This window comes from Marinobacterium sp. MBR-111 (assembly GCF_040547585.1).
GTDB lineage: Bacteria > Pseudomonadota > Gammaproteobacteria > Pseudomonadales > Balneatricaceae > Marinobacterium > Marinobacterium iners.
The window spans coordinates 175,606-195,857 of sequence record NZ_JBEPQA010000002.1 but is presented as its reverse complement, the minus strand read 5'-3'; the positions used below and the strand labels follow the sequence as shown (position 1 = coordinate 195,857).

Here is a 20,252-nt window from a genome sequence, read left to right as displayed (position 1 = left end):
GAGGCTCAGTCCGCCGTTTTCAGCAGGTGGGCCCAGTGGTCGGGTTCGATGCTGGCAATATAATCAAAGCCACTGCCATCGGCATGGGGGCGAATAATGACCAGGGTGCCTTCGACCGGGAAGTACTGCATCACTTCAACCATGTTCGGGCCGTGGGCAACCATAATGCGATTGCTGCCCGGTATTACCGGCGTACTCATAAGTTCATGCGTGCGCGCAATGATTGGCTGTTTCTCACGGCTGGTCAGCGCTGCAACATACATCAAATTCTGATCTACGCGATAACCGTCGTCACCGAAGATAATGGCGGCTGTCTGGTAGGCTCGGCACAGTGGGCTGCTGTACACCTCGCTGAAAGGGATGTCGGCCAGATGAAACTGGTGGGCGACATCACGCATGATGTCGCGGCCAGCATCGGACAGCGGGCGCTGCGTGCTGCAATCGTCAAGATCAATCGGCACCTGATCCGGTTGGCTGGAGTCGGTTGGGCCGTGACGAATGAACAGGACATACCCACCCTCACGAATGGCCTCCAGCTGGGCTGGAGTGGCGGGTGAGGGAGTGAAAGGTTCGGCCTGTGACAGTGTGGCCAGTGCCACAAGTACAAGACCCAGCAGCCGGTGAATCTGCTGTTTCATGAAAGATCCCTCTCGACAGACATGTTTGTATTATCGGACAGTACAACAAAACCCACGTATTTAAAATGGCTTCTACACGGGTATCAATATGATACAACGGGGCTGTGGAGAACAAAGTGGAGGACTTTGCTGATGTCACTGCCTGAATTGCTGCGGCAAGTGCGTGCCTGTCGTATCTGTGTTGACCAGCTGCCGCTTGGCCCCAGGCCAGTGGTGCAGGCTGACAGCAGGGCACGGTTGCTGATTGTCGGGCAGGCACCTGGAGTGAAGGTGCATGAGACCGGTATACCGTTCAACGATGCCAGTGGTGATCGCCTGCGAGATTGGCTTGGTCTGACCCGTGACCAGTTCTACGATCCATCCAGGGTGGCGATTGTGCCCATGGGTTTTTGCTATCCCGGCCGCGGCAAGTCAGGTGACAACCCTCCTCGGCCTGAGTGCGCCCCGGCCTGGCGAGCACAGTTGCTGGCGGAACTGCCTGACATTGAGTTGACCCTGTTGGTGGGGCGCTATGCTCAGGAATGGCATTTGGGCAAGGGTATGAACCTCACCGAGCGGGTCAGTCGTTGGCAGGAATTTGGACCAGCCCGCATACCCTTACCCCACCCAAGCCCGCGTAATAATCTGTGGTTGCGGCGCAACCCCTGGTTCGAGCAGGAATTATTGCCTCAATTGCAGCAGAGAATAGCCTTAATTGTGCCGGATTGAGCCACTTTGGTGATCAGGCTTTGAGTCTTGTCCGCCAAGCGCCTAAAATTGCCGACCTGAATTCAAGGGAGCCACATTTTGTCACTACCGCCATTTGTACCCGGACAGCGCTGGATCAGTAACAGTGAAGCAGAGCTTGGTCTGGGCATCGTCGTCGAATATGCCAACCGCCGTGTCGAGATCCGTTTTCCGGCTGCAGAAGAAACTCGTACCTATGCCGCCGATAACGCCCCTCTCAGTCGTGTTGCCTATGAACCCGGAGACCGGGTCTGCAATATGCTGGGAGATGCGATGGAGGTGGTTGAGCGGATGGAGCATAACCAGTGCTTCATCTACCGTGGCGTTGATGAGGCGGGCGAAGAAGTCATTTTGCCTGAACTGGAGCTTGACAGTGCCGTTCATTTCAGCCGACCACAGGAGCGGCTGTTTGCCGGTCAGATTGACCGCAATGGCCTGTTCAAGCTGCGCGTCGCAATACTTGAGCAACAGCATCGGCTTCGAGCTTCGGCTGCACACGGTTTGTTGGGTGCTCGTGTACAGCTGCTGCCGCATCAGTTCTATATTGCCAGTGAGCTGAGTCAGCGCCTGGCGCCGAGAGCGTTGTTGGCGGATGAAGTGGGGCTTGGCAAGACCATTGAAGCCGGACTTGTAATCCATCAGCGTCTGATCAGTGGGCGTGCCAGCCGTGTGTTGGTTGTAGTACCAGACTCACTGGTACACCAGTGGTTGGTAGAGATGCTGCGCCGCTTCAACCTGATGTTCACGCTGCTGGATGAGGCGCGCTGCGTTGATATTGAACTGAGCGGTCAGGCTAACCCGTTTGAGTCCAGCCAGCTGGTGATCTGCCCGCTGTCGCTTTTGACACGCTCGGATGCGCGCCAGCTGCAGGCCCAGGCAGCCGGCTGGGACTTGCTGGTGGTTGACGAGGCTCACCATCTGGGCTGGAGCCAGGAAGCGCCAAGCCATGCCTATCGTTCCATCGAAGCACTGGCAGAGAAGACGCCAGGAGTTCTGCTGTTGACGGCGACGCCTGAGCAGCTGGGGCCTGAAGGCCACTTTGCCCGTCTGCGCCTGCTTGATCCGGCCCGTTATCCTGATTTGCAGCAGTTTCTTGATGAGGATCACCGTTACCTGCAGCTGAATAGTCTGATCGAACCCTTGCTGGGTGATGACGGGGCCAGTGTCCTGCGGGCTGATGTGCACCTGCGTCAGGCTCTGGCTGAGCGCCTTGGCAACGCGGCGGTAGAGGATTGGTTGCAGCTGCCCGAAGCCCAGCAGTCACAGGCGCTGGATGGACTGATCCGTCAGTTGATCGATCGTCAGGGCACAGGGCGGGTTCTGTTTCGTAACACCCGCGATACTGTCAGTGGTTTTCCTCAACGCCAGTTGCAGGTGCATTCACTGGAAATGCCACCCGAGCTGGCCCTGTTTGATGAGGAGGTGGCTCCCGAGGCCTGGCTGCATCCGGAAAAAATCATCGGTGATGACTGGCTCGAAGTGGACTCGCGGGTTGAATGGCTGGTCGAGTGGCTGAGCCTGAATCGCAACCGCAAGGTATTGGTGATATGTGCTCATGCCGCTACGGCTGTAGCGCTGGAAGATCACCTCAATCTGCGTGAAGGTGTGCGTTCTGCCGTATTCCATGAAGGCATGAGTCTGGTCAATCGAGACCGTGCAGCGGCCTATTTTGCCGAAGAGGAATTGGGTGCTCAGGTGTTGGTCTGCTCTGAAATTGGCAGTGAAGGCCGCAATTTCCAGTTTGCCCAACATCTGGTGCTGTTTGATCTGCCACTGACGCCTGACCTGCTGGAGCAGCGCATCGGGCGTCTGGACCGTATTGGTCAGTGTGATGATATTCAGATCCATGTGCCTGTCTATACCGGCGGTACCAGTGAGGTGCTGCTGCGCTGGTATGACGAAGGACTCAACGCCTTTAGCCGTGTCTGTGCCGTGGGTGATGCACTTTACCGCCGCTTTGCTCCTCGACTGCTGCGGTGCCTGCAGCAGCCAGAGGATGCTGAGGCATTGCAGGCGCTGTTGGATGATACCCGACACGAACGTGAGTCAATGGAACTCGACCTGTCGAACGGTCGTGACCGGCTGCTCGAGTTAAGCAGTTGTCGGCCGGAGCAGGCCCAGCAGCTGCTGGATGAAGTGGCTGCGGCAGAAAACAGTCGTGAGCTGCAGGCGTTTGCGGAAAAACTGTTTGACCGTTTTGGCGTTGATACTCAACCGCACGGGCCGGACGGGCTGGTGTTGCACCCTGGTGATCACATGCTGTGTCAGCTGCCGGGCCTGCCCGAGGAGGGACTGACCCTCACGTTCAGTCGTGAGCGTGCGCTGGCAAGGGAAGATATCCAGTTCATGAGCTGGGAGCATCCTCTGCTGACCGGCACCATGGAGCTGATCGGTCGTGGTGAGTTGGGCAACAGCGCGGTGTGCACCCTTAAACTGCCGCCGCTGCAGGCGGGCACTTTACTGCTGGAACTTGTATATGAGCTGAGCTGTCCGGCACCACGCCAGCTGCAGCTGGAACGTTATCTGCCCAGTGGCAGCGTGCGTCTGCTGCTGGATCAGGAAGGGCGTGATCTGGCAGGCATGATCGGACATCAGCCATTGAATCAGCTGCTGGAAACAGTGACCCGCAATACCGGTCAGAAAATGGTCCGCCTGGCGCGGGAACAGATCAGTGCCCAGTTGAAACAGGCCGACCCACTGGTAGCAAATGCGCTGGTGAAGCTGCGTGGCGAAGCGCTGGAGCAGCTGAAACAGCAACGCAGTGCTGAATATCAGCGGCTGGCAGCCTTGGCAGAGGTCAATCCTATGGTGCGTCCTGAAGAGCTTGCCGCATTGCAGTCAGATACCGAGCAGATGGCTGCCGCGCTGGAAAGTGCCGAGCTAAGGCTGGATGCCATAAGGCTGATTCTTGTGCGTGAATAATCTTCATCAGCGGGATGGGCCCTAAGCTGTTATGTCACACACAGATGTCGTAGTATGGTGTCATATTCTTTAAGTAAAGGAGGGTATCCATGGATATCGCTTCAATGAGCACCGCCATGAGTAACATGCAGACTCAGGCGAGCCATGCCACCAAGATCAACTCGATGGTGAAGGACCAGATTGAGGCAACCGGGCAGCAGGCTCTGCAATTGATACAGAGTGCAGCACCCGTGCCTACAGTCGATCCGACCAGTTCAGTTGGACAGAATATCGATATTCGTGTCTGATTGCTGAATTGCCTCGCATCCAGCAATCAAGGCGCCCATGGGCGCCTTGATTGTTTCAGGGGGTAATGATACACGTCTTCAAAGTGCCTTGTGCGGGCCAAAGCACTCATAATGAATGCGGCTGTCATCCACCCCCAAGGCTTTCAGCTGGCCGGCAATATACTGCATGAAGCCAAGCGGACCACAGAAGTAGAACTGCATGCGAGGGTCACTGATCGTGTCTTTCACGGCGTTCAAATCCAGCAGGCCTTCATGATCAAAGCGTGATTCGGCCTTGTCTGCCGCGTCTGGAATCCGATACCAGACCTGGCTGTTGAAATGCTCATGCTGCTTGCACAGCTGACTGACATGTTCTGCAAACGCGTGATGACTACCGTTTTCGGCCGCATGGAACCAGTTCACACTGGCTCTCTGCTTGGTCAGGCTCTCCAGCATGGCCAGCATTGGTGTCAGGCCAACACCAGCTGAGATCAGAGTCACTGGAGTGTCTGCCTGTGCCTGCAGGTAGAAGTCTCCGGCAGGCGGCACCAGCTCCACGCGGTCACCTGTTTGCATATGATCATGCAAGTAGTTGGACACCTTGCCTTCCGGCTCGCGCTTGACCGAGATGCGGTAACGGTCACTGGCGGGTGCAGCCGACAGGCTGTACTGGCGAATTTCCTGATAGTCAAATCCTTCAGGCTTCAAATAGATCCCCAGATACTGGCCGGGTTTGAATGGCATTACGGCACCGCCATCCACCGGTTTGAACACGAAGCTGGTGATCACATCACTTTCACGGCACTTTTCCACCAACTCAAACGCGCGCTTGCCACGCCAGCCACCGGCCTGCTGCTCACTTTCCTGGTAGATGGCTTCTTCACGGTCAATGAAAATGCCGGCCAGCACGCCGTAGGCTTCGGCCCAGGCATCAATCACGGCCTGTCCGGGGGAGAGCAGCTCATCGATGGTCGCCAGCAGGTGAGTCCCCACGATATCGTACTGTGCGGCCGTGATCTGGAAACTGGTATGTTTCTGCGCAATCTTTTCAACGGCCGGCAGCAGCGCCTCCAGGTTGTCGATGTTGGCCGCATAGGCATGGACCGCATTGAACAGCGCTTCGCGCTGGCGGCCGGACTGCTGATGCGTGAGGTTGAAAATGTCTTTCAACTCAGGGTTGTGACTGAACATGCGCTCGTAGAAATGAGCGGTCATAGCGGGGCCGGCTTCGGCGATCACGAGTGCCGTGGATTTAACGATCTCGATGGTGTTTTGGCTGAGCATGATGCTTCCTTATAAGTGTATAAATTTAACATCTTTATAAAGAGTATCTTGAAAGCATCTTTAATGCAAAGCGTTTAAGTCGGTCTAGAATTCATGGCAGACGCGGTCCCGGCCACTTTCCTTGGCGGCATAAAGTGCCGTATCAGCACGGATACTCATGCTTTTCTGACGATCACCGGGGCGCCAGACAGTGACTCCGATACTGGTAGTGCAGTGGCCAATCAGGGGAAAATTGTGTTCACGGATCGCACGACACAAGCTCTGGGCAAGTGTTTCGGCACTTTCGGTGTTCGTGTTGGGACAGATCACCATGAATTCTTCACCACCCCAGCGGGCAATGACATCATGTTCGCGGCAGTTGCCCCTGAGTATCGTAGCGAAGTCGGTCAGGGTGGCATCCCCGGCGGCATGACCGAAGTGATCGTTGATGCGTTTGAAATGGTCGATATCCAGCAGTAACACGGCAAAATCATACTGCCCGCCCTGTTCTGCGCGGGCGATCTCCTGGTCAAAAACCCGCTCTATATAGAGCCGGTTTTTCAATCGGGTCAGTCGGTCAGTGACTGACAGCTGCTCCAGCATACGGTTTTTCAGCTTCAGCTCTTCATGTGCATCCAGCAGTTGAAGGTTGTTTTCGCGGATGGTGTTGTTGAGCCGTGACAACTTGCGGTTCCAGAGCAGAATCAGTACAAGTGCAAAGGCTGTGGCAAGGGTGATCTGGCCAACCAGCGTGTAGTCGGTTCGCTCGGCATAGGTGGGTGCTGTCATCCAGCGGTTGCCGATCGATTCACGCTGATCGTCCGTGACCGACATCAAGGCCTTGTTCATAATCTGGTTGAGAGTTGCGTCTTCTGCGCGCATTGCAAATCGGGCGGTGTAGTTCGGCTCTATCTGGCCGGAGATCTTCAGATTGGCAAAGAAATTTTGTCCCAGCCCGCGGGCCATGGCCGGTAAGGTATCGGCCACGGCAAAGATATCGCCTTCGTTCAAGGCATTCAGCGCTGTGGGCAGGTCCGGATAAGTATGCAACTGAAGTTCAGGGTAGGATTGCTGCAACCAGAGATGAGGGTCGTCATTCGTGACGACGCCGATGGTTTTCTGCTCAAGCTGTTCGGCACTGCTGACAAACACCTCGTCGAGCCGGGTGGCGATCACCAATGAGGTGTTGAACAGAGGCTGGGTGAAACTAAGGCTTTGCTGCTCGGGCAACAAGGGTGATTTGGAGATCAGATCACAGTGCCCCTGTTGCAGCGCGCTGAGGGCGGTAGCATAGTTGTCTACCGGCACCAGGCGGAAACTAAGACCCGAATGGTTGCGGATTTTTTCCAGCATGTCGGCAAAGGCGCCTACATGGCGGCCGTCTTCAGTGATCTGCTCATACGGCATTCGGTGGCGTTGAACGCAAATACGCAGTGCTGCTCTGGATTCGAGCCAAGCTAGCTCCTGGCCAGTCAGGTGAACATAGTGGGTTGGGTTGTTGGTGCGCGCAATCCACTCTTGCTGCAGTTCGCGCTTTTCTTTTTCGGTCAGGCTGTTCATCGCTTTCTGGAGAATATCGCGCAGCAGCGGCAGGTCTTTGCGCACAGCTAAATGCAGTGACAGCGGTTCGCCACCCTTGATGTTCAGGGTGCTGAGGGTTTTCAGGTTGGGAACACCATACTTCTGACTCAGATGATCGGCGACACTCATCAGCTCAATGGTGGCATCTGCCTGGCCTGTGCTGACCATCATCAGTGACTCAAGGCTGTCTGATGACGCAACCAGGTTGACTCCGGGCACACGGCTGAACTGCTCGTACAGAAAGAAACCGTCGGGCAATACCAGTGACTTGCCTTTCAGCTCTTCCAGGGTGTTGATGGGCTGACTGTCACTGTGCTGATACAACGCCTGCGCAAGTCGCAGGTAAGGAGTTGTAAAATGCATGTACTGCTCACGTTCGGGTGAGCGTACGATATTGGTCATGACGTCCAGTTCGCCGCTGCGAATCATCTGCAGGTAGTCGTCCCAGCGCTTGCCGCTGACGAACTCCACCTGCAGGCCTGCCCGCTCGGCCAGAAGTCGAACCAGGTCAACCGAGTGCCCGCGGGGCTTGCCGTCTTCGTAAAAGCTGTAGGGTTCAAAGTTTTCTTCGTTATGAACCCGGATTACTGGCATTTGCTTGACGAACTCGCGCTCTTCAGGTGTCAGTGCAACGGTGCGGGCATTTCGAATAAAGCCAAGGGATTCACTGCCAACCCAGAGGTCAATCAGCTTATCCCATTCGCTGTCAGTGATTGCGTCCATTCCTTTCTGCAGCAGTGAGCGGATCTCCGGCCTGTCGACGCGGACTCCAAAGCGAAGGTCTTCACGGCCCACGTTGCGCAACTGGAATTCGCCCGCCACCTTGATGTTGGTATAGGCGTTACGTGAGGCATAGTGGTAGCCGCTGGTCAGGTTCTGGATTGCCGCATCCACCTCGCCAAAGGCCAGCGCTCGTACAAGGCGCTCGTAATCATCAAATTCGACCACTTCAATATCGTTGTGGGAGCGAAGCTCAGGCAGGTAAAAGATATTCTGCAGTACGCCAACACGCTTGCCGGACAGGTCGGCAAGGCTTTTGTATTCGCCAAAGTGTTTTTGAGTGAATACAACGGTGGGAATTTCAAAGTAGGGCGTGGTGTAGAGGGTGTAGGGGGTGCGCTCGGGTTTGAATGAGATATCGGCAATGACATCGATCTGCTGTTCGCGCAGCATGCGCAGGTTGTTGGACCACTCGCCGGTATGCACGTCGATGCGCATACCGGTTTTCTGTTCCAACAGCTTAGTCAGGTCAGCGACAAACCCCTTGTGTTGGCCATCCTCAATAAAGGAAAACGGCACAAAGTCATACATGGCGGCCAGTGTAATGGGCTCGCCGCTGTCAATAAGCGCTTGTTCATGCTGGTCCAGCGTCAGATTGTCAGCCCGTGCTGTTGATGCAATAAGCAGTGCCAGTAGAAACAGACTTGCCAGGCAAGCTGAAAGTATACGCGTCACTGTTTCTATCCCTGTCAGTTCGTATCAGATATTGATCAAGTTGACATGATCAATCGACCTGAAGCAAGCATCCTTGCACTGAACGGATCGATTATTGCGTAGGCTCTGGCTGTGACTGACGCAGTCGGGCCAGACTCCAAAGACCCAAAATCGGTCCGGGGAGCAGCAGCCAGGGCAGCCAGTGTACCGGGATCATGACCAGCAGTTGGCTGAGCAGTGCCACTGACAGTACCGAGAGTGTATAGCCCATGCAGTTCATCAGCGTCAGGGCGCTGCCTATAACCTCTGCCGGTGCATTCTGGGTGGATAGCGTCGATAGTTGAGGTGAGTCTGCGGATACGCTCAGGCCCCAGAGCAGCCAGAACACAAACACCAGCAAGAACGGCATTGCGAACATCAGCGGCGAAAGCAGGCAGCAGAGTCCTGACAGCATCAGCATGCCGCGGGCGACCGGGCCACTGCCCAAGCGGACAGACAGCTTGCCGCCAATAATGCAGCCGATACTGCCGGCACCCAGCACCAAAAAGCTGAGCAGGCCGATATTGAGATCGGTCTCATGCTCCCGGCTCCAGGCCAGCAGCCAGATTGGAGCAAAGGCCCAAACCGCATACAGCTCCCACATGTGGCCAAAATAGCCGCCGGCGGCAAGCCGCAGCGGACGATGGCGCAGGGCAAGACTCAGTGCATGCCAGCGCAATGGTGCGCCGCGATACAGTGCAGGGCCATCAGGTACCCCCAGCAAAATCATCAGCGCGGCGATACCGGAAGCAGCACCGGAAGCCAGAATAACCAGCTGCCAGTGATCGCCCAATACACCGGACAGCAGGTGCGGTGACGCACTGCCCAACACCAGTGCGCCGACAAGATAGCCGAGTGCACGCCCCAGTCCTTGTGGATACCAGCTGGCTGCCAGTTTCATGCCCACCGGATAGATTCCGGCCAGCATCACGCCGCTGAGAAAACGCAACAACAATAGCTGGTCATAGCTATGGGTATGACAGCCCAGCAGGTAACCGATCAGGGCACTGCTGCCGGCACAAAGTGAAAACAGAATGCGCGGCGAGATGCGATCAGCCAGTGCGATCACGGCAAACAATAATGCACCGCTGATGAAACCCAGCTGTACCGAGTTAGTCAGGCTGGAGACCGCGCTGTCGGGCAAGCCCCAGTCCTTCTGCAGCGCCGGCATGATGGCGTTGCCGGCCAACCAGTTTACGGTACCCAGAAATTGCGCCAGTACCAGCAGCGGCAAAATGCGTGCAGGCCTTTGTATCTCGCTCATTGTGTAATATCCGTTATTTTTATGGCTTTTACTTTACCGGTGCCGTCGGTTGCTGGAAAGAGGCTGCCACCGAGCTGGTACCAAAGTAGCGGGACATTCACTAGAATGCGTTTCCCTGTCTCTTCTGTCACATATAGGTGATGCCCCATGGGGCTCTGGATACCCTTTACCATTCTGGCCGCGTTTATGCAGGCCTGGCGCAACGCCTTTCAGAACCGCCTGAGCAAAGATGTAAGTACCGCTGGGGTTACGCTGGCACGTTTCATCTGGGCCAGCCCCTTGGCCGGGTTTTATCTCTGGCTGCTGTATCGCTGGGAAACGGCACCCATGCCCGCGTTCACTGGATCATTCATACTGCTGATCGTACTGGCCTCCATTGCTCAGATCATTGCTACAGCCTTGATGGTGGTACTGTTTCGCAAGCGCAATTACGCCATCGGAGTCGGACTGGCCAAAAGCGAGGCCGTGATTGCAGCGGTACTGGGAGCGCTGTTTTTTGCCGCGCCGCTGTCACCGCTGGCCTGGGCCGGTGTACTGATCGGCGCGCTGGCATTCTGGCTAATGACCAATCCCGGTGCCCTTCGAGAGGTGTCATTTGGCACGCTGCTGACCGGGCTTGGCAGTGGGCTGGCATTTGCGTTGACCACTCTTTGGGTGCGTGAAGCCAGCCTGTTGCTGGGACTGCCGTTTCTGTACAGCGCAGCCTGGGTGCTGCTGTGTGTGATTGCGACGCAAACGCTTATGCTGTTGGCGTGGTTGCTGTTTCGTGAGCCGCATACGCTGATCGCGCTGTGGCAGAGGCCAAAGCTGGTGTTTGCAATTTCGCTGTTCAGCTGTATCGGTTCGTTGGGCTGGTTTACGGCCATGAGCCTTGAAACCGTGGCGCTGGTCAAAACGCTGGGGCAGATCGAGGTGCTGTTTACCTTGATGATTTCGGCGCGCTGGTTCCGGGAGAAACTCAATGGTCGTGATCTGGCGGGGCTGGGGCTGATCGTAGTCGGTGCCCTCTGCGTGATGCTGGCTTGATCGATCCTGCTGTGAGCAGATGTTCGTCAGTATGCAAGGGGAGGGGGCACCGATTGACGATGCCCCCTGAAAATCATGCCTGCTGAGTCTGCTTAGCGGTGGCAATCCGAGTTGCTTGACCACAGCGGTTCAGGCCGGATACCACTGCCTTGAGCGAGGCGCTGACAGTATCGGCATCCACAGCCATGCCGCAGACGCGCTGGCCTTCCACATTCAGCTGGACGTAGGCGGCGGCTGCAACGTCGGAACCTTCACCCATTGCGTGCTCGGCGTAGTCGACCACATGGATACTGAGCCCAGTGCGGGTCTGCCAGGCGCTGATGAAGGCCGCCATGGCACCCTTGCCCTTGCCCTCGATACACACCTGTTCGCCGTCGACGCTGATGTCGGCCGCCAGGGTTTCGGCATCTCCACTACGCTCGATGCGGTAGCCGTCCAGACTCACCGGTACCTTGTCTTGTACGAAGTGCTGGACAAGCAGGTCATGGATCACCTGACTGTCCAGCTCACCGCCTTGCTCCTCGGTTTTTTTCTGTACGATCGGGGCCAACTCCAGCTGCAGCCAGCGCGGGATGCTGATGCCGAAATCGCGCTCCAGCAGGAAGGTCATGCCGCCCTTGCCGGACTGGCTGTTGACGCGAATCACCGCCTGATAGCCACGGCCCAGATCCGCCGGGTCGATCGGCAGATAGGCGACCTGCCAGGGCTCGTCATCCCGCTGCTGCTTGAGTGACTTGCGGATCGCATCCTGGTGGCTGCCGGAAAACGCCGTGTAGACCAGCTCACCGATCCACGGGTGACGCGGATGAATTGGCAGGCCGGTGCATTCGGTGCAGACCTGAATGATCTCGTCCGGGTTGGACAGATCAAGCTGCGGGTCCACACCTTGGCTGTACAGGTTCAACGCCAGCGTGACGATATCCATGTTGCCGGTACGCTCACCGTTGCCAAGCAAAGTACCTTCCACCCGGTCGGCACCAGCCATCAGGGCCAGCTCAGCGGACGCCACGGCACCGCCACGGTCGTTGTGGGTGTGCACCGAGATGATGGCGCTGTCGCGGCGGCTCAAATGCTGGCAGAAATACTCCACCTGATCGGCAAAGTGGTTCGGCGGACCAACTTCGACGGTTGTCGGGAGGTTGAGAATGCAGCGTTTCTGTGGCGTTGGCTGCCATTCGTCCATCACCGCTTCACAGACATCAACGGCATAATCCACTTCTGTGCTGGTGAAGCTCTCCGGTGAATACTGGAAGGTCCAATCCGTCTCCGGGTATTTAGAGGCATACTCTTTTACCCAGCGCGCACCGCGCACGGCGATCTGCTTGATCTCGTCCTGGCTCATGCCGAAGACACGCTCACGCTGGATGCGAGATGTAGAGTTGTAGACATGCACCACCGCCTGCTTCACACCCTTGAGTGCCTCGTAGGTGCGAGCAATCAACTCTTCACGCGCCTGCACCAATACCTGTACGCGCACGTCATCAGGGATCTGGTTTTCCTCGATCAACCAGCGGGTAAAGTCGTAATCCGGCTGACTGGCGGACGGAAAGCCGATCTCAATCTCCTTGATGCCGAGCTTGACCAGCAAATGCCACAGGCGTTGCTTCTGGGCCACGTTCATCGGCTCCAGCAGGGCCTGGTTGCCATCGCGCAGGTCGACACTGGCCCAGATTGGGGCTTCGGTCACCTGACGGTCGGGCCAGGTACGGGTAAAGCCGGTGACGGGTTCAACCGGCTGATATTTGCGATGGTTAAAGTTGGCACTTGCCATGGTTTTGCTCTCCATTGGTTGTGGGGTGGGCCGCTGCATTAGACATTCCGGGTAGGACTGTCATCGCCGTCAGGGCTCGGGTAGAACCCGTTGGCGCCTGCGCGGACCGAAACTGAATATGGGACACATGATAGGGGATTTATGATGTCAGGCGATTGCTAAATTGCGCTATTTTGGTCTATTTTTGGCAATATAAATCTCAAATTTATTTTATAGAGCAATTTTATGTCGATACATGAAGAGAGGGCGACACTGGATCGCTATGATCATGCCATTTTGCGAATTTTGCAGCAGGAAGGCCGCATCAGTAATCAGGAGCTGGCCGACCGTATCGGTCTGTCGCCGTCACCCTGCCTGCGGCGGGTGCGGGCGCTGGAAGAGAATGGTCTGATTCGTGGCTATCGGGCATTGGTTGATGCCAAAAAACTGGGGCTGAACCTCACCGTAATCCTGCATATTTCCATGGATCGGCACACGCCAGAGCGGTTCGAGAACTTTGAGCGCAGGATCGCCGAACTGCCGCAGGTGTTGGAGTGCCTGATCATCACCGGCCAGGATGCCGACTATCAGCTTCGGGTGCTGGTGGAGGACATGGACGCCTACCATGACCTTCTGCTTCACCACATTACACGTATTGAGGGGGTTACGGGGGTGCACTCCAGTTTCGTGTTGCGCAAGGTACTGGAGCGTGGCGTTGCCTGTTGATACGGGGATGCTGTTAAGTCGCCGTCTGTCCCGTTATGCTGATGTCTTACATGGGCGCCATCCGACAGGAGTCTGACGATGCGAACCACCGAGTCACGTTCCGCGACAGAGACGGGCGGGCGCATGGGCACCTTTGCAGGCGTCTTCACCCCCAGCATCCTCACCATTCTCGGCATTATTCTGTTCCTCCGCCTTGGCTATGTAGTCGGGGCGGCGGGGCTTGGACTGATGCTGCTGATTCTGCTGGCAGCGAATCTGATCTCGGTGCTGACCAGCCTGTCGCTGTCGGCGGTGGCTACCAATCTGCACGTCAAGAAGGGTGGCGACTACTACCTGATCTCGCGCACGCTGGGACAGGAGTTTGGCGGGGCGATCGGACTGGTGCTGTTTCTGGCTCAAGCGGTTTCGGTGGGGTTCTACTGTATCGGGTTTGCCGAGGCAGTGGTCGGGATGATCCCGGGCGCGCCGGGCTGGAGTGTTCAGCTGATTGCTGCACTGGCGGCACTGCTGCTGTTCGGCTTTGCCTGGAAAGGCGCCGACTGGGCCACTCGGTTGCAGTTCGGCATTATGGTGATCCTGGCTCTGGCATTGGTATCCTTCTTCATAGGAGGCGTAGAGCGTTTCGATGCCGAACAGCTGTCGGCCAACTGGTCAGCACCGGGTGAGGTTGATTTCTGGCTGCTCTTCGCAATCTTCTTCCCGGCTGTTACCGGCTTTACGCAAGGGGTCAGCATGTCGGGTGAACTGCGTGATCCCGGGCGCAGCATTCCCAATGGCACTTTGAGTGCTGTGGCACTGTCGATACTGGTCTATCTCTTGGCGGCCTTTCTCTTTGCCGGAGCGTTGCCGGCAGAGGTGCTGAGCCAGGACTATGCCGCCATGCAGCAAGTGGCGGTGTTTGCGCCCTTGATTCTGGCCGGTGTGCTGGCGGCAACGCTCTCGTCAGCCATGGCCTCGTTCATGGGAGCGCCACGCATTCTGCAGTCGGTGTCGCAGGACCGTTTGTTCCCGCTGCTCAACCCTTTTTCCAAGGGCAGTGGTGCCAGTGACAATCCACGCCGAGCGTTACTGCTGTCGGGTGTGGTTGCGTTGATGACCATCGGCCTGGGTGAACTTGACCTCATTGCACCTGTGGTGTCGATGTTCTTTCTTATCTCCTATGGCTTGATCAACTACGCAACCTGGTTTGAAGCACAATCCGCGAGCCCATCGTTCCGTCCCCGTTTTCGTTTCTATCATCCCTTGCTCAGTCTGGCGGGCGCACTGGCCTGTCTTGTGGCCATGCTGGCAATTGACCTGCTGGCCGGAATGGTGGCATTGGGTATCATGGCGCTGATCTATCGCTATCTTCAGCTGAAAGCGCCCCTGCCACGCTGGGCGGACGGACGGCGTTCGTATCACACCCGGCAGATACGTCAGCATCTGCTTGCGATTCGCAATGGCCCTGACAGTCCACGTGACTGGCGCCCGAATATTCTGCTGTTTTCTGACAGCAGTCATCGCCGCTTGCCACTGTTGAAACTGGCGGCAGGGCTGGAAGGTGGCAGTGGTTTCGTCACCGCCGTGAAAATGCTGGAGGGTGAAGGACTCCGGTTGCGCCGTCAGCGTGATGAGGTAGAAAAAGTGCTGGCTGACGATATCCAGCGTGCAAGGGTCGATGCCTGGCCGCTGGCGCTGACAGTGAATACATTCGATGCGGGGCTGCGGACCTTGCTGCAAGGCTTTGGTCTCGGCAGCCTCAAAGCCAACCTGATACTGCTTAACTGGCTGGAACATGATCCTCGCACGTTATCAGCTGAGGCTACACATATTTTTGCCCGTCACCTCTGGACCGCTTTCCATGAGGGCTGCAGCCTGCTCGTGTTTGATGGTGATGAAAATCGCTGGGCTCAACTGGAACAGATCCCGCCGGAGCAGCGCCGCATCGACATCTGGTGGTGGGGCGATGCCTCCAGCCATCTGATGCTGCTGCTTGGCCACCTGATGCTGCGCACACCCGAATGGGAAGGTGCCTGTCTGCGGATTCTGATCGCCCGCAGCGATGAGGACGACCCGAGTGCGACTCCAGACGATGTGTGCCACTACCTGGAGCAAAGCCGCATCGATGCGCGGGCTGTACTGATCGATCATACTGACCCTGGCGCACGTGAACGCTATTCGCTGGATGCATCTCTGGTGTTTCTGCCGTTCAGGCTTCAGCGCAACGAGCCGGTTGACTGTTACGGACAGCCTCTTAATGTCGCGCTTGAATCCCTGCCGCTCAGTGTGGCGGTACTGGCTGCCGAGGATATTGATCTGGATGCCGAACCGGAAGAGGGGGAGGCGGCCGAGCGGGCTCGTGCTCTGGATGTCCTGAATGATGCGTGTCGCCTGGCCGAATTAACTGCCGGCGATCTGGAGCAGATGGAGGCCGATTTGGCTGCTGCTGAAGTCGATGCCACTCTGGATCAGGCTGAGTGGGCGCAACGGCAAAACGATCTGGAACAGGCTCGGCGCCGGGCGCTCAAGGCTCGTGCCCGAGTTGAGACAGCTCACCAACTCGCAGTACATGCGGGGGTGCCAGAAGAGATGTTGAAGGCCTGATTTACCAGGCCTGTAGCCGCTCGTGGCGGATCAGCTGTGCCAGCTGCTCGCAGCCGGGTACTTTGCTGCGATAGCGAAGCTCGATGTAGACCGGAGGCAATTCCGGCAGGCCAAGCTGTGAGCCAATGCTCTCCATCCCTTCTGCCAGTGCCCCCTGAGTTCTGACAGTCACACCCAGTCCGGCCCGCACAGCTGCCATCAGACTGGTAAAGCTGGTGGTTGAATACACGGTACGCCAACTGATATCGGTGGCATCCAGTGCCTGCAAAGTCGCCTCACGGAACAGGCAGGGCACATTCAACAGCACCAGTGGCAGGGGGCGGTTTTTGGACCACTGATAGCCTGCCGGCCCAATCCAGATGAGTTGTTCGTAGCCCAGCAGCTCACCGCGCACCTGACTGCGATCACGGCGGAGAATCAGGGCCAGGTCGTACCGTTCGTCGTCGTAGTCCTGACAGACGCTGTTGCTGTAGTCGGTCTGCACATTCAGGCGGATGCCCGGGTTGTGTTGCTTGAAGCGCGCCAGAATGGAGGGCAGCATGCTTTCGGTCAGCGACAGCGACACTCCTATACGCAGCTCGCCTTCTGCACTTTGCTCGGTGATGGCGGCTAATGCGTCTTCCTGCAGCGCAAGCAACTGGCGAGCATAGCCCAGCATGGTCTCGCCGGTTGAGGTCAGCACGCGCTTGCGCCCCTCGGTACGGAAAAGCGCCACATCCAGTTCCTGCTCCAGACGGCGAACCTGCTGGCTGACGGTGGACTGGGTTTTGTGCAGGCGTTCAGCAGCGCGGATAAAACCATCTTCATCGACCACGGTGACAAATGTGCGCAGCAGCTCGGTACTCAGGTTAGGCTGGGGCATGATCCATCCATTATGAATAACGATCAATACGATCTAAATTAATCGTTATTCATAATACAAGGGCAGGCCTAAGCTGTCATCAATGATCACAGGGAGGGTTTGATGATGGTTGCCGCTACAGATTCGCAAACACGCAAGGTTCGCCGCTGTCACAATGGCAGTATTGATATGTCATTCTACCTGCCACGAGGCCGTCGACTTCGCGCTGTTGCGTGCATGCGACTGCTTAAAAGCTGTGTACTGGGGGTGACAGGCATCTTTAAAGCAGTAAGCCGCACAGTGCCAGCCCCGCCTGACCGCTGGCGAGCACCTGCAGAAACAGTTAAAGCACCACCGGGTCGGTATAGCTCTTCTCGTTGATGTATGTGTGACAGTGTGGGGTGCTAAGTTCCGTTAACTTGGCTGCTTTTGGGTACGGTAACGGTTGGGGCTGACGCCCAAGTGTTCTCGAAACATCAGGATGAAAGGGGCTGGAGCACTGTACCCCAGCTCCAGCGCAATCCGGGTGACGCTCATCTCCGTGCCCAGCATCTCTATGGCTTTCATCAGGCGCAGACGAGCATACCAGCCTTGCAGAGTGAGTCCTGTTTCACGACGGAAGTGCCGCTCCAGTGTGCGGGTCGACATCGCCATTTCGGCTGCAATCTGATCCAGACCGGGTCGTTTTCCAGGGCGTGCATAGAGCCGAGTGCAGAGTTTGGCCAGTCGGGTATCGGCGGGCCAGGGCAGGGTGTGCCCGCGTTGTGGCAGACGCCCCAGGGTTTGCAGCATCAACTGGATCAGATTGTGCTCATAGCCGTGCAGCGGGTACTCCACCTCAAAGTTGGCCGCGGCCAGCATCAGTTCACGCATTAGCGGGGAAACCTCAAGTACCAGAGGTATCGCTGTGTCGAGTGCGTTAAATCCTGTTTCGATATAGAGGCTTTTCAGCTCGGCACCGAATTCGGTATAGGTACTGTGCTCGACCCCTGCCGGTAGCCATACGGCTGTGCCCGACGGAACGAAAAGGCGCTGGCCTTCAAGGTTTGTCACCAAAGTACCTGAGGTGGCGTAGAGCAGTTGGTGCCAGTCATGTGTATGTGGCGGGAACAGGTGTTGAGGCGGCATCAGCTGCTGGCGAACATACACCTGACGTGGCAATGAGAGCATTTCGGGTGGCGAGAGTTGTGTGATTGCATGATTCATCGCTCAGGCCTGTATTCATGGTTGTCGAGTTTCATATGTAATCTGTCATTTTATATGAAGAATAGACTACCTCTGTCCTCTAATCTGATGCACATCAGAAAACAGGAGGGTAGAGAATGCTGACCGAGAAGGTAAAGGTCCTGATTGCCAGCGTGATGGCTGTGGTCATCACGGTAGGGATAGCACGTTTTGCCTATACCCCGATGATTCCGGAAATGATGTCAGGTGCCGGGATGAACAATGCTCTGGCCGGTATGCTGGCCACGGCCAACTATGCAGGATACTTCAGTGGTGCCTTGCTGATCTCGTTTATCCGCTCGTCGGGTCTGAAAATATGGCTGTACAAGGCCGGATTGTTGGGCGCGGTTCTGACCACTGGCCTGATGGGCTGCACAAGCCAGGAATGGCTCTGGTATCTGCTGCGTTTTCTGTCGGGGTTGAGCAGTTCTGCTGGCGTACTGATCGGTGCTGGCCTGTTGATGAGCTGGCTTCTGCGACAGGGGCATAAGCCCGAACTGGGTATTTTCTTTTCGGGGCTGGGAATCGGTATTGTCATGACGGCACTGCTGGCGGAGATGATTCGACTCCGTTTCAGCTGGGACCAGCAATGGGTGATCTACGGGTTTTCCGCCCTGATCCTGCTGTTGCCGGTTTGGTGGTGGAGCCCGGACTACCGCCGCTGCCTGCCCGCCAGTGCAGCCGCGCCAACTTCCCAAGCACGAAGGATCAGTCCATTCATGTTGCTGCTTCAGTTAGCCTATTTCTGTGCCGGTGTGGGCTATGTGGTGACAGCGACGTTTCTGGTCGCCATTGCGGAAGCTTCGCCCCTGCTGGAAGGCCGTGGTTGGCTGATCTGGCTGGTGACCGGCATTGCGGCGGCGCCTGCCTGCTGGCTGTGGGATTTGCTGGTGCGCAGGCAGGGAGACTGGCTGGCACTGCTGCTGGCTTATCTGCTCAATGCGGCCAGTGTGCTGTTGTTGCTGATGACAACCGGCCTGGCAGGTGTCTTGTTGAGTGCGATCATCTACGGCGTCAGCTTTATCGGTATTGTCAGTATGACGCTGGCAATGGTGGGGCGGCTCTACCCGGAGAATCCCTCGCGGCCGATGGGACGGCTCACCTTCGGCTACGGCATCGCGCAGATGCTGGCGCCCATGATAGTCGGTTATCTGGCGCAGTCGGAAGGCAGCTATCAGGGTGGGTTGCTCATCACGCTTGCGGTGATTATTGTCGGTGCAGTGTTGTTGGCCGGGGCCTGGTATGTGCAGCAGCAAAGCATGGAGCCTGACGATACGGCACAGTCGTTCGTAGATGTGTTTGGCGATGAAGGACGATGCGGGCGCCCCGTGGCAACCCGCAGAGATTCAGCTTCAGGCACTGAGTTTAGCTGAGATTCGGGCAACGTGTGCGCCCTGAAAGTGTGCCATGGTCAACTCTTGCTCTGAAGGTGTGCGTGAGCCGTCGGCACCCGCAATGGTGGCAGCCCCCAGCGGTGAACCGCCGTGTACGGAACTGATATCAGTCATCTCCGGCAGCGCATAGGGCAGCCCTACCACGACCATGCCGTGATGGAACAGGGTAGTGTGGAATGACTGGATGGTAGTTTCGTTGCCACCACCGGTGCCGGTACTGGTGAAGACACTGCCCACCTTGCCGACCAGCGCTCCCTTTGCCCACAGCCCACCGGTCTGGTCAAGGAAGTTGCGCATCTGGCTGGCCATGTTACCGAAGCGGGTCGGCGTGCCGAAGATGATGGCATCATATTGGTCCAGTTCCTTGGGGTCGGCGATGGGAGCCGCCTGATCCAGCTTAACGCCGGCGTTGCGGGCAACCTCTTCCGGCATCAGCTCGGGAACGCGCTTGATGACCACCTCGGTATCCTCAACTGACTGGGCGCCTTCTGCAATGGCCCGGGCCAGGGTTTCAATGTGGCCATAGGATGAATAGTAAAGTACAAGAATTTTGCTCATGATTGCATCTCCTGAGT

15 protein-coding genes are annotated in these 20,252 nt (G+C 57.0%); 7 read left to right on the top strand and 8 right to left on the bottom strand.

The genetic code is table 11. The features are described 5' to 3' along the window. Positions 1–5: 5 nt before the first annotated feature. On the bottom strand, positions 6–638 hold the full coding sequence (locus ABIE61_RS02550; RefSeq protein ID WP_206841167.1) for a histidine phosphatase family protein: 633 nt from the start codon (positions 636–638) through the stop codon (positions 6–8). A gap of 132 nt (positions 639–770) precedes the next feature. Between ABIE61_RS02550 and ABIE61_RS02545 the strand changes: the two genes are divergently transcribed. The 3 genes from ABIE61_RS02545 to ABIE61_RS02535 all read left to right on the top strand — a co-directional run bounded on the left by ABIE61_RS02545 (position 771) and on the right by ABIE61_RS02535 (position 4,573). Then, entirely contained in the window at positions 771–1,346 is a 576-nt protein-coding gene (locus ABIE61_RS02545; RefSeq protein ID WP_206841168.1) for a uracil-DNA glycosylase family protein, read from the top strand. Positions 1,347–1,424: 78 nt separating this feature from the next. Beyond that, positions 1,425–4,286 carry an RNA polymerase-associated protein RapA gene (gene rapA, locus ABIE61_RS02540; protein ID WP_354406402.1) on the top strand — a complete coding sequence of 954 codons (2,862 nt, stop codon included), beginning with the start codon at positions 1,425–1,427 and terminating at the stop codon, positions 4,284–4,286. Between the two features lie 89 nt (positions 4,287–4,375). Further along, positions 4,376–4,573, top strand: a complete 198-nt coding sequence (locus ABIE61_RS02535; protein WP_091826950.1) for a putative motility protein — start codon at positions 4,376–4,378, stop codon at positions 4,571–4,573. A gap of 78 nt (positions 4,574–4,651) precedes the next feature. On the opposite strand, the gene hmpA is transcribed toward ABIE61_RS02535, so the two are convergent. The 3 genes from hmpA to ABIE61_RS02520 form a co-directional block, all read right to left on the bottom strand. After that, positions 4,652–5,836, bottom strand: a complete 1,185-nt coding sequence (gene hmpA, locus ABIE61_RS02530) for an NO-inducible flavohemoprotein (protein WP_354406399.1) — start codon at positions 5,834–5,836, stop codon at positions 4,652–4,654. A gap of 84 nt (positions 5,837–5,920) precedes the next feature. Continuing rightward, positions 5,921–8,851 carry a transporter substrate-binding domain-containing diguanylate cyclase gene (locus ABIE61_RS02525; RefSeq protein WP_354406396.1) on the bottom strand — a complete coding sequence of 977 codons (2,931 nt, stop codon included), beginning with the start codon at positions 8,849–8,851 and terminating at the stop codon, positions 5,921–5,923. 91 nt (positions 8,852–8,942) lie between these two features. After that, on the bottom strand, positions 8,943–10,133 hold the full coding sequence (locus ABIE61_RS02520; RefSeq protein WP_354406394.1) for an MFS transporter: 1,191 nt from the start codon (positions 10,131–10,133) through the stop codon (positions 8,943–8,945). Positions 10,134–10,280: 147 nt separating this feature from the next. On the opposite strand from ABIE61_RS02520, the gene ABIE61_RS02515 reads away from it, so the two are divergent. After that, on the top strand, positions 10,281–11,159 hold the full coding sequence (locus ABIE61_RS02515) for an EamA family transporter (RefSeq protein ID WP_354406391.1): 879 nt from the start codon (positions 10,281–10,283) through the stop codon (positions 11,157–11,159). Positions 11,160–11,232: 73 nt separating this feature from the next. Here ABIE61_RS02515 and leuA read toward each other — a convergent pair whose 3' ends face one another. Next, on the bottom strand, positions 11,233–12,969 hold the full coding sequence (gene leuA / locus ABIE61_RS02510) for a 2-isopropylmalate synthase (RefSeq protein ID WP_502915020.1): 1,737 nt from the start codon (positions 12,967–12,969) through the stop codon (positions 11,233–11,235). Positions 12,970–13,155: 186 nt separating this feature from the next. Between leuA and ABIE61_RS02505 the strand changes: the two genes are divergently transcribed. After that, on the top strand, positions 13,156–13,635 hold the full coding sequence (locus ABIE61_RS02505) for an Lrp/AsnC family transcriptional regulator (RefSeq protein WP_206841181.1): 480 nt from the start codon (positions 13,156–13,158) through the stop codon (positions 13,633–13,635). Positions 13,636–13,713: 78 nt separating this feature from the next. Then, entirely contained in the window at positions 13,714–16,218 is a 2,505-nt protein-coding gene (locus tag ABIE61_RS02500) for an APC family permease (RefSeq protein ID WP_354406388.1), read from the top strand. Between the two features lies 1 nt (position 16,219). On the opposite strand, the gene ABIE61_RS02495 is transcribed toward ABIE61_RS02500, so the two are convergent. Both ABIE61_RS02495 and ABIE61_RS02490 read right to left on the bottom strand, forming a co-directional pair. Beyond that, entirely contained in the window at positions 16,220–17,080 is an 861-nt protein-coding gene (locus tag ABIE61_RS02495; protein ID WP_354406385.1) for a LysR substrate-binding domain-containing protein, read from the bottom strand. Between the two features lie 393 nt (positions 17,081–17,473). After that, complete coding sequence (locus ABIE61_RS02490; protein ID WP_354406382.1) at positions 17,474–18,265, bottom strand: AraC family transcriptional regulator; 792 nt, start codon at positions 18,263–18,265, stop codon at positions 17,474–17,476. A gap of 116 nt (positions 18,266–18,381) precedes the next feature. Between ABIE61_RS02490 and ABIE61_RS02485 the strand changes: the two genes are divergently transcribed. Continuing rightward, positions 18,382–19,656 (top strand): YbfB/YjiJ family MFS transporter, encoded by a 1,275-nt coding sequence (locus tag ABIE61_RS02485; protein WP_354406380.1) that lies wholly within the window; start codon positions 18,382–18,384, stop codon positions 19,654–19,656. Here ABIE61_RS02485 and wrbA read toward each other — a convergent pair. Then, a complete protein-coding gene (wrbA, locus tag ABIE61_RS02480; protein ID WP_206841190.1) occupies positions 19,636–20,235 on the bottom strand; it encodes an NAD(P)H:quinone oxidoreductase in 600 nt (199 codons plus the stop codon). The genes ABIE61_RS02485 and wrbA overlap by 21 nt on opposite strands. Positions 20,236–20,252 lie beyond the last annotated feature (17 nt).